Annotated in this window: 11 protein-coding genes and 1 pseudogene; 7 read left to right on the top strand and 5 right to left on the bottom strand. The window is 65.5% G+C overall.

Going from position 1 to position 14,780, the window contains the following annotated elements; all coding sequences use genetic code 11:
* The 4 genes from CJ179_RS10245 to CJ179_RS10225 form a co-directional block, all read right to left on the bottom strand.
* Positions 1-834 carry a sulfurtransferase gene (locus CJ179_RS10245; protein WP_095861359.1) on the bottom strand — a complete coding sequence of 278 codons (834 nt, stop codon included), beginning with the start codon at positions 832-834 and terminating at the stop codon, positions 1-3.
* A 330-nt stretch (positions 835-1,164) separates the two neighbouring features.
* On the bottom strand, positions 1,165-2,307 hold the full coding sequence (locus CJ179_RS10240; protein ID WP_095861358.1) for an RNA-guided endonuclease TnpB family protein: 1,143 nt from the start codon (positions 2,305-2,307) through the stop codon (positions 1,165-1,167).
* 339 nt (positions 2,308-2,646) lie between these two features.
* Positions 2,647-4,986, bottom strand: coding sequence for a glycoside hydrolase family 65 protein (locus tag CJ179_RS10230; RefSeq protein ID WP_095861357.1), 2,340 nt, complete (start codon positions 4,984-4,986; stop codon positions 2,647-2,649).
* 2 nt (positions 4,987-4,988) lie between these two features.
* The gene (locus tag CJ179_RS10225; protein WP_095861356.1) at positions 4,989-5,714 is read right to left on the bottom strand and encodes an HAD family phosphatase; all 726 of its coding nucleotides are present in this window, start codon (positions 5,712-5,714) and stop codon (positions 4,989-4,991) included.
* Between the two features lie 145 nt (positions 5,715-5,859).
* Between CJ179_RS10225 and CJ179_RS10220 the strand changes: the two are divergent.
* Positions 5,860-6,395 (top strand): annotated as a pseudogene (locus CJ179_RS10220) (ester cyclase).
* An 81-nt stretch (positions 6,396-6,476) separates the two neighbouring features.
* On the top strand, positions 6,477-7,610 hold the full coding sequence (locus tag CJ179_RS10215) for a glycosyltransferase (RefSeq protein WP_095861355.1): 1,134 nt from the start codon (positions 6,477-6,479) through the stop codon (positions 7,608-7,610).
* 22 nt (positions 7,611-7,632) lie between these two features.
* Here CJ179_RS10215 and CJ179_RS10210 read toward each other — a convergent pair whose 3' ends face one another.
* Positions 7,633-8,379, bottom strand: coding sequence for an alpha/beta fold hydrolase (locus CJ179_RS10210; protein ID WP_095861354.1), 747 nt, complete (start codon positions 8,377-8,379; stop codon positions 7,633-7,635).
* 190 nt (positions 8,380-8,569) lie between these two features.
* Here CJ179_RS10210 and CJ179_RS10205 point away from each other — a divergent pair, with 190 nt between their 5' ends.
* From CJ179_RS10205 to CJ179_RS10185, 5 genes are all read left to right on the top strand, one after another.
* Entirely contained in the window at positions 8,570-8,914 is a 345-nt protein-coding gene (locus CJ179_RS10205) for a hypothetical protein (RefSeq protein WP_072937505.1), read from the top strand.
* A 565-nt stretch (positions 8,915-9,479) separates the two neighbouring features.
* The gene (locus tag CJ179_RS10200) at positions 9,480-10,994 is read left to right on the top strand and encodes a sugar transferase (RefSeq protein ID WP_095861353.1); all 1,515 of its coding nucleotides are present in this window, start codon (positions 9,480-9,482) and stop codon (positions 10,992-10,994) included.
* Positions 10,995-11,075: 81 nt separating this feature from the next.
* Positions 11,076-12,164: a glycosyltransferase family 1 protein gene (locus tag CJ179_RS10195; protein ID WP_095861352.1), complete on the top strand. Its 1,089-nt coding sequence runs from the start codon at positions 11,076-11,078 to the stop codon at positions 12,162-12,164.
* Positions 12,165-12,218: 54 nt separating this feature from the next.
* On the top strand, positions 12,219-13,325 hold the full coding sequence (locus CJ179_RS10190; protein WP_072937502.1) for a DUF1972 domain-containing protein: 1,107 nt from the start codon (positions 12,219-12,221) through the stop codon (positions 13,323-13,325).
* A gap of 120 nt (positions 13,326-13,445) precedes the next feature.
* Positions 13,446-14,777: a hypothetical protein gene (locus CJ179_RS10185; protein WP_095861448.1), complete on the top strand. Its 1,332-nt coding sequence runs from the start codon at positions 13,446-13,448 to the stop codon at positions 14,775-14,777.
* Positions 14,778-14,780 lie beyond the last annotated feature (3 nt).

Raw genomic sequence — 14,780 nt, 5'->3', positions numbered from 1 at the left:
CTACCGCGGGTCGGGGCCGGTCGCGACCGGACGTCCGGGATCGGACGACCACTGCGACCAGGACCCCGGGTACAGGGCGGCGTCGATGCCGGCGAGCGCGAGCGCCGCGACCTGATGGGCCGCCGTCACACCCGATCCGCAGTAGACGCCGACCGGACGTCCGGGCTCGGCGCCGACCGCGGCGAACCGTGCGCGCAGCGCCTCGGCGGGCGCGAACTGGCCGTCGGGCCCGAGGTTCTCGGACGTCGGGGCGCTGTGGGCGCCGGGAATGTGCCCGGCGCGGGGGTCGACGGGTTCGGTCGCTCCCGAATACCGCTCGGCGGCGCGGGCATCGAGAAGGTGACCGCGGGCGGCGAATTCGGCGGCCTCGTCCGCGGTCAGCGTCGCCAGGTGGCCCGCGGTGAGCACGACGTCGCCGGGGACTCGCGCCTGTTCGTCGCCGGATCGGACGGGGTGACCAGCCGACGTCCACGCGCCGAGGCCGCCGTCGAGCATGCTCACGTCGGCAACGCCCGCCCAGCGCAGCAGCCACCATGCCCGCGCGGCGGCGAGGTTCCCCGTCGCGTCGTAGACCACGACCGCGCTGTCCGCCCGGATTCCCCACCGGCGCGCGGCGTCCTGGAGGTCCGTCACCGCCGGTAGCGGATGCCTGCCGAGTTCCGGGCGTCCCGGTGCGGCGAGTTCGGTGTCGAGGTCGACGAACACGGCCCCGGGAATGTGCGCGTCGAGATAGTGCTGCCTGCCCTCGGTGTCGCCGAGGGCCCACCGCACGTCCAGCAGGACCGGGGGAGCGTCGCTGCGCAACAGCGCCGCCAACTCGTCGAGCGTCACCACAGGGCTCATCGCACCACTGTCGCACAACGAAGGTTCCGCGTGCCGCGGAGACGGGAACCTGGCACCCTGGCACGAGTGACGGGACGTCTGTCGACGGCGCTGGTCGTGGTCGCACTGTTCGGACTGGTGGGGTGTGCAGCGGTCCCGCCGCCGAGGACGCTGCCCCCGGTTTCCCCGGGTACAGGCCTCCCCGTCTGGTCTGACTCTCGACGGACGCCCGCGGTGCCGGACTGAACGCCTTTGACGTCCTCTCGGCCGTAATCGACCGAGATTCCCCTCGAGACTCACGTCCCGAGGTTCCTGTTTCACCGACAGTCGCCGCCCCACACGTTATGTGCGGGGCGGTCTCACACCGTCTCCGCAGGCTGCCACCGTCAGTCCGACGGCCAAAATGTTCTTCGCAGCGTTCACATCGCGGTCGTGGACGGCGCCGCATCGGCACGTCCACTCCCGCACGTTCAGCGGCATCGTCGAGGCGACCTCCCCGCACACCGAGCAGGTCTTGGACGACGGACAGAACCGGTCGATCGCCACCACCCGGCGCCCGTACCAGTCGGCCTTGTATTCGAGCATCGACCGGAATTCGGACCAACTCGCATCCGAGATCGCCCGAGACAGCGACCGATTCTTGACCATGTTCCGCACACTCAGGTCCTCGATGGCGATCACTTGGTTTTCGCGCACCAGTCGAGTGGAGAGTTTGTGCAGATAATCGCGGCGCCGATCGGCGATCCGGCCATAGATCTTCGCGACCTTCAGTCGGGCCTTGGCCCGGTTCCGGGATCCTTTCTCCTTCCTGGCCAGCATCCGCTGCGCCTTCGCCAGCCGCTCACGATCCCTGCGCTCATGGCGCGGGTTGGTGATCTTCTCCCCCGTCGAGAGCGAGTAGAGGCTCGTGATCCCGGCGTCGAGCCCGACCACCCGATCGACCGGCTCGAGTTCGCTGATGGTGTCCTCGACGAGGATCGAGATGTGGTACTGACCGCGAGCGTTGCGCGACACCGTCACCTGCGACGGCGCGGCCCCGTCCGGGAGCGGCCTCGACCACCGAATGTCCAGGGGTTCGGACTGCTTGGCCAACCGGACTTGCCCATCCCTGAAAATGAAGCAGTTCGAGAAGTAGGTCGCCGAATCCTTCGACCGCCCCTTCCTCTTGAACTGCGGGTAGCCAGTCTGCGTGCGCCAGAACTTCTCGAACGCACCCTGCAACTGCCGCAGCGATTCCTGCAACGGCCCCTTCGACGGCTCCGCCAACCACTCCGTCTCGGGGTCCCGCTTCCATCCGGTGAGCATCTTCGAGGTGTCCGCGTAGGTGACCCGCCGCCGCTCCTGCGACCAGGCACGCGTCCGTTCGGCCAACGCCCGGTTGTAGACATACCGGGTGCACCCGAACGTCCGAGCAAGCTGTTCGGCCTGCACCGCAGTCGGATAGAAACGGTACTTGAACGCCCGCTTCACCACCCTCCCCGCCATAACCCAGACACTAGCCACACCGTCCGACAAAACCAGATCGGCAATCCCGGACCTGAAGGACCGGGCTTGCGCCGAAAGACTCACGGATCAACTGGCCACCGACTCGTCCGTCACCCGTGGGTGCGGCGCGGAGGTGGACGTGGACGGGTTTGCGGGTTCTTCGGGACCCTGCCGGGGGGTCGCTCACACGGTTCAACGCGTTCCAGTGCACAAAATTGAACCGAGACTCCACTCGTCTCGTCCGAGGGCCGCTTCGGCCCCGCAGCATGGGAGAGTGGCGCGTCAGTACGATCCCAAGGCTGCCGACGCGCAGACCAGTTCCCCTCCTATGGTCAGATATCAGCCCCGACGGACGGGTGTCCGCCCGTACGGTTGCCGTACGGGCGTGGTGTTCGGCAGTTCGGGGATCGGCCGTGTCACCGGAAACGAGTCGAGAGTGAACCGGTTTCCGTGGTGGGCGAGCTCAACCGGTTCGCCCGACAGCAGGCGGTACGTTGCGGTCTTCGCGCGGATGTCCACGTGGATCTGGCTGCCCCGCACCGTCATCCGGAAGGACAGGTTGACCAGCTGTGGTGGTATCCGCGGTGCGAAGGAGATGTCGCCGTCGTGGTCGCGCATGCCGCCGAATCCTGCGACACACGCCATCCACGTCCCGGCGAGTGATGCGATGTGCAAACCGTTCTCCACGTTGGAGTGGAGGTCGTGGAGGTCGGTCAGCGCGGCCTCGGCGAGGTAGTCGTAGGCGAGTTGGAGTTGACCGACCTCGGCTGCCATCACGGACTGCACGCACGCCGACAGGGACGAGTCCCGAACGGTAAGGGCCTCGTAGTAGGCGAAATTGGCGATCTTCTGTTCGTCGGTGAAGGCGTCGCCCCGCAGATACATTGCCAGCACCAGGTCGGCCTGCTTCACCACCTGCTTGCGGTAGAGGTCGAAGTACGGGTAGTGGAGCAGCAGCGGATAGTGCTCGGGCGGTGTGCCTTCGAAGTCCCACTCGTCGTGGTGCGTGAAGGCGTCGGATTGCTGGTGGACGCCGAGTGCGTCGTCGAACGGAATGCGCATGTGCTCGGCGGCATCTCGCCAGAGTGCTGCTTCCTCGTCGTCCACACCGAGCTCGCGCGCCAGGCCGGGGCGTCTCTCGCAGGCGGCCGCCGCGTCCCGCAGATTCTTCTGCGCCATGAGGTTGGTGAACACGTTGTTGTCGGCGACAGCGGTGTACTCGTCCGGTCCGGTGACGCCGTCGAGCCGGAACTCGCCCTGCGCATTGTGGTGGCCGAGCGACGTCCACAGTCGGGCGGTCTCCACGAGAAGTTCGACGCCGCATTCGGCTTCGAATTCCTCGTCCCCGGTCGCGGCCAGGTACCGGGACGTAGCCACGGCGACGTCGGCACCCACGTGGAAGGCCGCGGTTCCCGCGGGCCAGTAGCCGGAGCATTCCTCGCCGTTGATGGAGCGCCACGGGAATACGGCGCCGGCCTGACCGAGCTGGAGTGCGCGGTTCTTCGCCATGTCCAGAGTGGAGTGTCGCCAGCGCAGTGCGTCGCGTGCCGAGTCCGGCACCGTGTACGTGAGCAGCGGGAGGACGAACGTCTCGGTGTCCCAGAACGCATGTCCGTCGTATCCGGGCCCGGTCAGGCCCTTCGCCGGGATCGCGCGCGACTCACCGCGAGCACCCGCCTGCAGCACGTGGAACAGTGCAAATCGCACCGCCTGCTGCAGTTCCGCGTCACCGTCGATCTCGACGTCGGCCGTCGCCCAGAAGATGTCGAGGTACTCCCGCTGCCGTTTCAGCAGGGTCTCCCAGCCGGTTTCGAGTGCTCCGGCGAGCGCTCCCTCGACCTGGCCGCGCAGGGCAGGCGTCGACCGCCGCGCCGACCACCCGTAGGCCAGGTACTTCGTCACCTCGAGGCGTTCACCTTGCGGAATGTCGACGGCCACGGTGAGCCGGGCCAGATCCTCTTCCGTCTCGATGCTGCACCGTCCGTTGGCGGGGTACTCGATCTCGTGGTCCATACCCGCGGCCATCCGCAGCCCCGAGGCCCTCGTGTGGTGGGCGAGCACAGCCCTGAAGTCGTGGGCGGCGGCGAAATCGGAGACCAGGGGAGTGTCGAGGGCGGCGGCCACTCTCGGGTCGTCCGTACGGGCCGGGATGTGTTCGTTGGCGAGCAGATCCGACTGCAGGACGAGTTCGATGTCGCCGTCGAGCGGTTCGACCTCGTAGTGGATGGCGGCGACCGCACGCGAGGTGAACGAGACGAGGCGTTCCGAATGGATACGCACCCGGCGTCCGGTCGGTGACGTCCACTCCGTGGTGCGGCGCAGGGTGCCCGAGCGGAAGTCGAGGACGCGTTCGTGCGCCGGTGCGCTGCCGTACCGCATGTCCATGGGCTCGTCCTCGACGAGCAGGCGGATGATGCTGCCGTCGGTCACGTTGACGACGGTCTGCCCGTCTTCGGGGTAGCCGTAGCCTGCCTCCGCGTACGGCAGGGGGCGCTGCTCGTAGAACCCGTTGAGATAGGTGCCGGGGAGACCGCGCGGTTCACCCTCCTCGAACGTGCCACGAATCCCGATGTGCCCGTTGGACAGTGCGAAGGTGGATTCGGTGGCGTGCAGTGCCTCCAGATCCAGTCCGCGCCATTTCAGCTGCCACGGCGAGATCTCGTAGCCCTTGTCGTCCATGCTCACCTCTCCAGGAGTTCGGCCAGGTCGTTCACCACCACGTCGGCGCCGTGCTCGCGAAGCGCGTCAGCCTGATCGCCCCGGTTCACCCCGACGACGTAGCCGAATTCCCCTGCGCGCCCCGATTCCACCCCGGACAGGGCGTCCTCGAACACGGCGGCCTGGTCGGGGTGCACGTTGAGTGCGCGGGCGGCCGCGAGATACGAGTCCGGCGCGGGTTTTCCGCGGAGACCCTGCTCCCGGATCACCACGCCGTCGATGCGGACGTGGACGTAGCGGCTCAGGTCGGCGGCGTCGAGTACGGACTTCCCGTTCGCGGAGGACGTGACGACCGCGATCTTCAGGCCTGCGTCGTAGGCCGCGCTGATGTAGCGGACCGAGCCGGGGTAGGGGCTGGGGCCCTCCTCGTCGATGACCTTCAGCAGCAGCCGGTTCTTGCTGTTCCCGACGCCGTTCACGGTCTCGGCGCCGGGCGGATCGTCCGGCGACCCCTCCGGCAACGTGATGCTGCGGGAGGTGAGGAAGGTCCTGACCCCGTCGGCGCGGGGGCGTCCGTCGACGTAGTCGTAGTAGTCCTGGTCGGTGAACGGGTGGAAGTTCGCGCCCTCCCGGTGCTTCAGGAACTCGTCGAATGTGCGTTTCCACGCCTTCCGGTGCAGTACCGCCGTTGCCGTGAGCACACCGTCGAGATCGAACAAGCAGGCCGAGATCGCATCAGGCAGTCCCATCACCTCCCCGACGGTACCGCCGTCGACCGCGGATTTGCTGAGGCGCGCGCAAATCCTGCACCCGATCGACCGGCACGTGGTCGTTGACTTCGAGGCGACAACGGTCGAATACTGAGAGTTCCAACCGACTGTTGCGGAGTGCACCGTGAACGTGGAGGAACCGGTCCCGTCGGACCAAGTGAAATCCCTCGCTGTTCGGTCGATCGAGCTCATGGCGAACGGAAGCCGCGCCGATTTCGACGCCGTCGTCCACCCGGATGCATTCAACCGGGAGAGTGCGACCGAACCCCGCGGACGCGAGGACGCGGACCCGACGCGTTCTACGCCACCGCCGTATGGCTGCGCTCCGCCTTCTCCGAGCTGCGGTTCGACGTCGAGGACGTCGTGGTCGAGGGCGACCTCGCCGTCGTCTACACGATCATGAAGGGCAGGCACGCCGGCCCCTTCGTCGTCTACGACGAGCGCGGATCGATCGACCAGGTGTTCGCGCCGACGGGGCGAGTGCTCGCGGTCAAGCAGTCGCACTGGTTGCGCGTCGAAGCCGGCCGCGTCGTCGAGCACTGGGCAACCCGGGACGACCTCGGTCAGGCAGTCCAGCTGGGCTGGGTTCCGCCGACCCCGCTGTCGCTGGTGCGCAATGCCTGGGCCAAGCGTGCGGCGCGCAGAAACGCGCAGAGCTGAGCCGCAGGTGACGGTTTCTCGCACACTCTGTCGGCCGAGCGCACCCATCAGGCCCGACCCCGAGCCGCCTGGAGGCACCGCATGGCACGCATCCTGTTCGTGACCTGGGACGGAGGCGGCAACGTGCCACCCGCTCTCGGCATCGCGACGGAGGCACGCAACCGCGGTCACCAGGTCCGATTTCTCGGACACGCCCAGCAACGCCGGCGGATCGAAAGTCACGGTTTCCCGTTCACGCCCTACACCCACGCACGACCCTGGCAGTCGACCACCAATCATCCCGGTATCACCGGCTTGTACCAATCGCTTGCTGTCTTCACCGACGCCGGGCCCGGAATCGATCTGCTCGACACCGTCGCGCGCGAGCCGACGGACGTGGTCGTGGTCGATTGCCTGCTGTATGGGGCCCTGCAGGCCGCCGCCGACGCGCACCTGACGCGCGTGACGCTGGTCCACACCTACTACGAATTCATGTATCGAGGCGTGACACGTGGTGTGACGCCCGTGATGGCCCGTCTGAAAGGTCAGCGGCCACTGAAGCTGTGGACGTCGTCGGACCTGGCGCTGGTGACGACCGACAAGGACCTCGATCCGGCCTCCCGCCGAAGCCTGCCGGACTCCGTCCACTACACCGGGGTGGTGCGCCATCCGATGCCGTCCACGTTGACGCCCGTGTCCGAACGTGATCCGCTGATCCTGGTCAGCCTCAGCAGCCTCAATTTCGACGGGCAGCAGCGGGCACTGCGAAATATCCTCGAGGCTGTCGGTGGACTGCCCGCCCATACCGTGGTCACGACCGGACCGTCCGTCGACCCGGCAACCTTCACGGCGGGCCCGAACATCGAAGTACACGGCTACGTTCCACACGAACAGATCCTGCCGACCGCCACCCTCGTCATCGGACACGGCGGCCACGACACCACCATGCGCGCCCTCGCGCACGACCTTCCCCTGGTCGTTCTGCCGATCCACCCGGCGCTCGATCAGAAGATGATCGGCCGCAGTCTGGAGCAGCGCGGCGTCGCCCGTTGCCTCCGCAAGACGGCCGCGCCCGAGCGCATCCGGTCGGCGGTCGGCGAGCTGCTCGTAGCCGGACCACACAGGACGACCGCAGCAACTCTGGGAGCGCGGATCCGCGCCCATGACGGTGCCGTTCATGCCGCGGATCTCATCGATCAACTGCCGATCGGAGAACGACGGAGGGGAGTGCGATGACCGGCGGGCGTCGAGCGGGGGATCAGTCCGAAATGCTGTTGACGCGATCGGCGAGCAGCTCACAATAGGTGCGATCGGTGCCCGGCGCGATGCGCACCCAGTAACTGGTGTGGTCGCCCCGGAACAGGTACCCGTTCACGTCGTCGATGGCCTCGGAGTATTGCTGCCACACCGTCCAGGGTCGCCACCAGTTCAGGATCACCGCCTGCCACCTTCTGGTGCGGAGCCGGTCGAGGAGGTCCACCACCCACGCCCTCGGGTCGGCCAGCGAGAAGGCCGCCGACTGGTCCGCGAACGTCCGCAGCGGCGAGTTGCCTGGACAGCAGCAGATGGCGTCCAGTGGGTCGGCGATCTGCCACACGGGCATCCCCGTGATCGGGCGTTGCCCCGCAATGCCCCAGCCCGGAAGGTCCGGAGAGGCAGGCCGCAGCGGATCGGCGATCAGTCCGACCCCACGCACGTCCAGGGTGGGGTGCTGCCCCCGTCCCACCTCGGCCGCCACGTTGCCGGCGAGCGCAGCGCCTCCCGAGTAGCCGAGCAGAACAACGGGATTCGGGTCGTCGGCGATCATCCGCAACAGGAGTGTCCGTCCTTCGGACAGCGCCTTGTCGAACGCTGATCCACCCGGATCGGGCACCGGTCCGTAACTTGCCTCCCACGGGACCTGCTTGACGACGAACCGTGCGGGATCCAGGAGTGACGTGGTGTTGGTGAGCATGTTGACGTCGAGATCCTCACCGATGCCGCGACAGCACAGAACGGTGATCATCCAACCTCCCAGGTGAGTGCCGCTGCGCGTCCGAGCACACTTTCCCACTCACCTGCGGGGGTGTCCTCCGATCGGGGGAATCGGGATTCATCCGATGCGCGACCTGATCGGAGGACAGACGGAGATGGCTGGGCGCGGGAGAGTTGTCCCGTACCGGGATCAGCCGTTCACATGGACAGGAATCTTCGTCATGTCACCCATCTCCAGCATCGATGTCGCCCGAGCCCGTCGGTCTCGCCGCGTGCTGTTCATCGGCAATCCCACCCGCTACAACGACGTGTCGCAGTGGGCGATGGTCCGGCAATGGGTGGCACTCCACGGCCTGGAACCGATCCGTGAATTCGAGGGGGACGTGCTCTGCGTCATCGTCACCGAGGACATCCTGGACGGACGCTGCTCCGCGAAGGAATCGGATACCGTCCAGCGCGCCCGCGCACTCGGAGTGCCGTGCATCAGCGTCCACGACACCACCCGGATCTGGCAGGTCACCGCCCGCGTACGGTCGCGGATCGCACGGACGCCGGTGGCTCGATAACGGCGCCTGATCCTCGGTACTTTCACGTGAATACGTCACCGGCTCGGAATGTTGCACCCATTCACGGCGGCGAGATCGAATATGTCTGAAGGCAGCCGACTTCGAGTACGTATTGAGGGCCTTTGTCCGCACCACGGCTGCGTCCAGGAGCCCCGGCGCAGACTCGATCGGTCGAAAATTGTTCCGCCTCAGCACTTGTGGTCAGTTTGTCGAAATCGCCTGTGTCCAAACCAATTATGCGAGTGGATAACCGCTGCTCAGTGGGGGTTTATTGCAGACCGCGCGGTCTGATGCCGGCGGTGAAGATGCGACAGAACCGAATTGCGCTGCTAGGTTCGACACTCGTTGTGAATGTTCGATGTCGTCCAGCCACATGGCGGTGCTCGGGGCAGTTTGGATCGTTACTCGTAGGACAGTAGTCGCCTTCGTGTAAAGGCCGCACGGCACGCAAGGCGTTGCGCCATGGGTGACGGCGGCACTGTTGTACGTCCTGAAATCCGCTGTCGCGATACGGCCGACTCGACCATCACTCTGCCGGCGATCGGTTCGACAGTGGAGGGGATGCATGGCGACGTTCAACTCGACTGTGGAGCGGGCGTCGGTTGTACACGGCGTTGCGGCAGTTCCTGCGCAGCGCGGTGTCGCACGGCGGCGCTGGCTCGCCGTGTACCTGAGGCGAATCCTCCTCACCGACACGCTCGTCGTCGTGGCAGCGGTCGCTCTGGCCCAATGGGTGCGCTTCGGCGGCTACGGGCCCCTCGTCGACTCGCGCACGCTGAGCAATGTGAGTTACGGGCTGATCTCCGTCGCCCTCGTGACCTCGTGGCTCGGCATTCTCGCCGTCTTCCACGTGCGATCCCCGCGAGTGGTCGGGAGCGGCCCTGAGGAGTATCGGCGCATCGCCACCGCGACACTACGACTGTTCGGGCTCATCGCGATCGCGGCACTCCTTCTGCACGTGGAGTTGGCACGGTTGTACCTGGCGATCGCATTCCCCACGGGCCTGCTCGGTCTCCTGCTGACCCGGTGGATGTGGCGCCGCGTCCTCGCCCGCAAGCGTGCCCGCGGTTTGTGCCAGACGTCCGTCCTGGTCGTCGGAGCCGAACACTCCGTGCGCAACCTCGCTCGGACGTTCGACCGTGGCACAGCGGACGGGTACAACGTGGTCGGGGTCTGCATCCCAGCGCACCACCGGGCAACCGAGGACACGATCACCGTGGACGGACGGCGGATACCCATTCTCGGCGACGAGCACGACGTCGTCGACGCGATCGAGCGATCCGGGGCCGATACCGTCGCGGTCACGGCGACCGAGCATCTCGGCCATCACGGGCTACGCGAAATGGTGTGGGATCTCGAGCAGTTGAACGTCGACATGGTGGTTGCTCCCGGAATGATGGATGTTTCCGGGCCACGCCTCGAGATGCGGCCCGTCGCGGGGCTGCCGCTGATCCACGTGGAGAAGCCGCGCTATCACGGCGCCAAGCGGTTCGGGAAGACGTCGTTCGATCTGATCTTTGCGATCGTCGCGCTCGTCGTCGTGAGTCCCTTGATGTTGTTCGCGGCCGCCGCCGTCAAGCTGACGAGCCGGGGTCCCGTGTTCTACAAGTCGGAGCGAATGGGATTGGACGGCAAACCGTTCCCGATGCTGAAGTTTCGGTCGATGGTGGACGAAGCAGACCGGCACCGTGCCACCTTGAGCGGCCCCAACGAGGGCGCCGGTGTGCTGTTCAAACTGCGAGACGACCCGCGTGTCACCCGTGTGGGCCGCGTCATGCGCAAGTTCAGCATCGACGAATTGCCACAGTTCATCAACGTGCTGCGAAGAGAAATGAGTGTGGTGGGTCCGAGGCCTCCGCTGCGCGTCGAGGTCGAGTCGTACGAGAACGAGGTGCATCGCCGGCTCCTGGTGCGGCCGGGTGTCACCGGCCTGTGGCAGGTCAGCGGGCGCTCGGACCTCTCGTGGGAGGACTCGGTGCGTCTCGACCTGTCCTACGTCGAGAACTGGTCGATGGTCGGCGACATGCTGATCATCGCCAAGACCCTGAAGGCGGTCGTGCGTGGTGACGGTGCGTATTGATCGACGACGACGTCAATGATGCGGTGCCCATCTCGAGATGTGTTTCGAGGCAGATCGACACGGAAAGCTGGTGATCTGGTAATGCGAATCCTGGTCGATGCGTATTGGTGGGTCGACGGACCGTATTCGAACCGGCTCGTGTTGCGGGAGATCGTCGGCGGATGGCGGTCGGCGTTTCCCGACGACGAACTTGTCCTTGCGATTCCGTCCAAGTGGAGCGACTCCGATGCTGAGTTGCCTGCGGGAGTCGAGCGCATTTCGACGCGAATGAGACGGCATCCGGCAATCAACGCGATCGAACTTCCCCTCTACCTCAAGTCGGGACGCGATTTCGACGCCATCTTTCTGCAGAATTTCGGTGCACCGACCTCGAGCGCTGCGGTTCTCGTTCACGACGTTCTCTTCCAGAGCAACCCTGAGTGGTTCACGAAGATCGAGCGGCTTTACCTCTCGGCGATACCGATCCTCGCGAAACGCACCGGCCTCGTCATGACCACTACACAACACGAGGCGAAGCGCGTGGTCGCGCACAACTCCCTCTCGTCGGAGGTGGCTGTGACGGGCCTGGGGCTGTCGACGACACTTCTGAACGCTCCTGCGCGAAAGCCACGGTTCGGATTGAAGTCCCACGCGTTCCTGCTGACCGTGGGCCGACTGAATGTTCGCAAGAATCTGGAGAACACCATCGCCGCCGCGATCGAATCAGGTGCAATCTCAGAGCACTTTCCCCTCGTCGTCGTCGGTCAGAGATCGGGCCGTTTCTCGGAGTCCGGTGTGGTCAGGTCGGGGGTGGCCACCGGTGCAGTCATGTTCGTCGAGTTCGCGCCGGATGACGAGTTGCGGTGGCTGTACGAGAACTGCGCGCTCTTCTGTTTCCTCTCCCTCGGTGAGGGATACGGCCTGCCGCCGGTGGAGGCGGCGTACTTCGGCGCGCCAGTTCTCGCGAGCGACATACCGGTCTTCCGGGAGAATCTCGGCGAAGCTGCAGCCTATGTCGATCCGAACGACGTCTCGGCGATCTCGAACGCGATCACCGACTTGTTGGCCCCAGCCAGGCGTGAGCGGGGACATACCACGCTGCCGGGTGCGGAAGGTCGAATAACAGGGGACTGGGACTTCACCGTGGAAACCATCAGAACTGCCATCGCGGAACTCGCCGACAGCACATAATCCCGACCGCTTGTTTGTGAACAGTGTGGTTTCGACAGGAAGAGCAGGAGTTCAATGACGTCAGTGCGCCGTTCGGTTGCAATCATCGGTACGAGGGGCTATCCGAGTTACTACGGCGGCTTCGAAACCCTGATCCGGCGTCTCGCCCCGTGCCTTGCGGAGAAAGGGTGGGACGTCACCGTCTATTCACGCCCCGGCGCCACCGTCCCTACCGACCCGGCCCGCGACCGGAGAGTCGTTGTCCGCAACACGATCGGATTCGAATCGCGCTCTCTCAGCACGCTGTCCTACGGGCTGACGTCATGCCTGGACGCGGCGGTGAAGAAGCCCGACGTGGCCCTTGTCCTGAACGTGGCGAACGGGTTCTGGCTACCTGCGCTGAAGTCGCGGGGAATTCCCACTGTCGTCAACGTGGACGGGATCGAATGGGAGCGCGCAAAGTGGGGTAAGGGCGCCAAGAAGGTGTTTCGCACGGGCGCCTCCCTCACGGCGCGTTACGCGACGCGCTTGGTGGTCGATTCCCTGGAAATCAAGCGTCGGTGGGAAAACGACTTCCACCGTGAGGGCGATTTCATCCCGTACGGAGGCGACTTCGTTGCTCCGCTTCCCCCCGTCGAGGGACTCACTCCGAAGAAGTACGTACTGATGGTGGCACGGTTCGTGCCGGAGAACACCGTGGTCGAGTTCTTCGAGGCCGCGGAGGTCCTGAGTCGCGATCGCGACGTCGTCATCGTCGGGTCATCGGGGTACGGCGGCGAGTTGGATGAGCAGGTGCGCGCCCTGGCCCATCGAAACGAACGGATCACGTGGATGGGCCACGTCAGCGACGACCGAAAACTGTTCTCACTATGGCAGAACGCCGGAGCCTATTTTCACGGTCACAGTGTGGGTGGAACGAACCCGGCGTTGGTTCAGGCCATGGCGTGCCAAGCACCCATCGTGGCCCGGGACACCGTGTACAACCGCGAGGTACTCGGTGACGCAGGAAGATTTGTCGCGGCGGAACCCTCGGAGATCGTCACCACGGTGAAGGACGTCATCGCCGATTCGGCGGGCCAGCAGGTGATGCGAGATCGAGCACTTCAACGGGCGTACGACTACTACACCTGGGAAGATGTCTGCCAACGTTACGAAGAGTCTCTCCTCGCGGCGATCGGCTGATCCTCTTTGAGTTGTTCGACAAATCTCCAAGGACCTTGATTGATGATTGCGCAGTCCACTGAACCTCGACGTGTCGCCGGTTGGCGCACTCTCGTCCACGAGCGCGACAGGCACGAGTTGGTGACCCTCGCGCTGGTGGTCGCTGTCGTCGTCTCCTCCTTCCTCGGCCATTACGGTGTGGCGATAGCCGGTTACAACGTCCGCGTCGAGCAGGTGGTCCCGCTGTTCCTCGTCGGGTGGCTGACTGCGGGGGCACGGTCCAGGGCCGACCTCTTCCGCGCCCTGACACATCCGGTGGTGCTCGTCTTCGGTGCGTTCATCGCGTGGAATGTCTTCGCCACGCTGATGTTCTCGCCGAGCCTCGGGAAGAGTGCATCGATCCTTGTCTGGCTGGTCATCGATCTCCTGCTGCTCGCGGGACTCGTCTCGCTCGGCACGCGCGCGATATGGGCCGAGAACACCGGCATACGTTGGGTCGTTCCATGGGGACTGGCAGGCTTCGCCGCGTTCATCGTCGCCAACGTTTCGCATGGCGGCTTCACACCCGGTACGGATTTCGACGGGATGTACCAGCTCTACGTCGCGCGCATGACGTCGCAGGAAGCCAACATCTATGCGGCGATCCTGGTGCTGTGGACTCTTCTCCTCGTGGCGCGAAAGGGGCGCAACCGAATCTGGATGCTCGCCGCTGCCATTGCGGTGCCCCTGGGAGTGATCGGTTCACAGACGCGCACGGCCGTCTTCTGCCTGGTCGTAGGTCTGATCGTCTATCTCGCGTACGAAGTGGTGCGTTCGTATCAGAACGATGAGCCACGCACAGGGCTGTGGTTCGGCCCGGTGCTCGTGATCGTGGGGATTGCTGTCGGCTACGGCGCCGCAACCTTCCTTCCCTCCTTCGGTGAGGGTGTCGGGCGGGCGGAACCTGCAGCGACGGCGCCGTCCTCCACTGCGGATGCACTCGAGCCGTCGGGGAAGTTGGGTGACATCGACTTTCAGGGCGGAAACATTGGTTTCAGGATCGAGGTAGCGAAGGCTGCCGCCGAAGACATGCACGGAGTGCACCTTTGGCTCGGCAACGGCACCAACACATTCAGTCTGCGTCACGACCAGCCGGGCTCGCCCGGAGTTTCCGGGCACATCATCATGCTTCCAGTGCAAATACTCTACGACGTGGGCATCGTCGGTTTGCTGTTGTTGGTGGGGCTCGTCGTCACGGTGTTGCGCCACGTGCCGTGGCAGAGAAGACCGATTGCCTACGCGGTGGTGGTGACGTTTGCCGCGGCGGCAACGATGACCAGTATGTTCTGGTTCAGCGTCACCTGGATCATCATGGCGTCACTGATCCGCCCGCTGACGGGCGAGGACGAGGGGACGAACGTCGCCGGGGATTCCGCGGCATGCGGGCACGACGACAGCTCCGCGGCAGCATCCCCTGCGATGAAGGGCCTCTGACTC

It is taken from the genome of Rhodococcus sp. ACS1 (assembly GCF_002300155.1).
GTDB classification, from domain to species: domain Bacteria; phylum Actinomycetota; class Actinomycetes; order Mycobacteriales; family Mycobacteriaceae; genus Rhodococcus_F; species Rhodococcus_F koreensis.
This window is presented reverse-complemented; position numbering and strand designations above follow the sequence as displayed.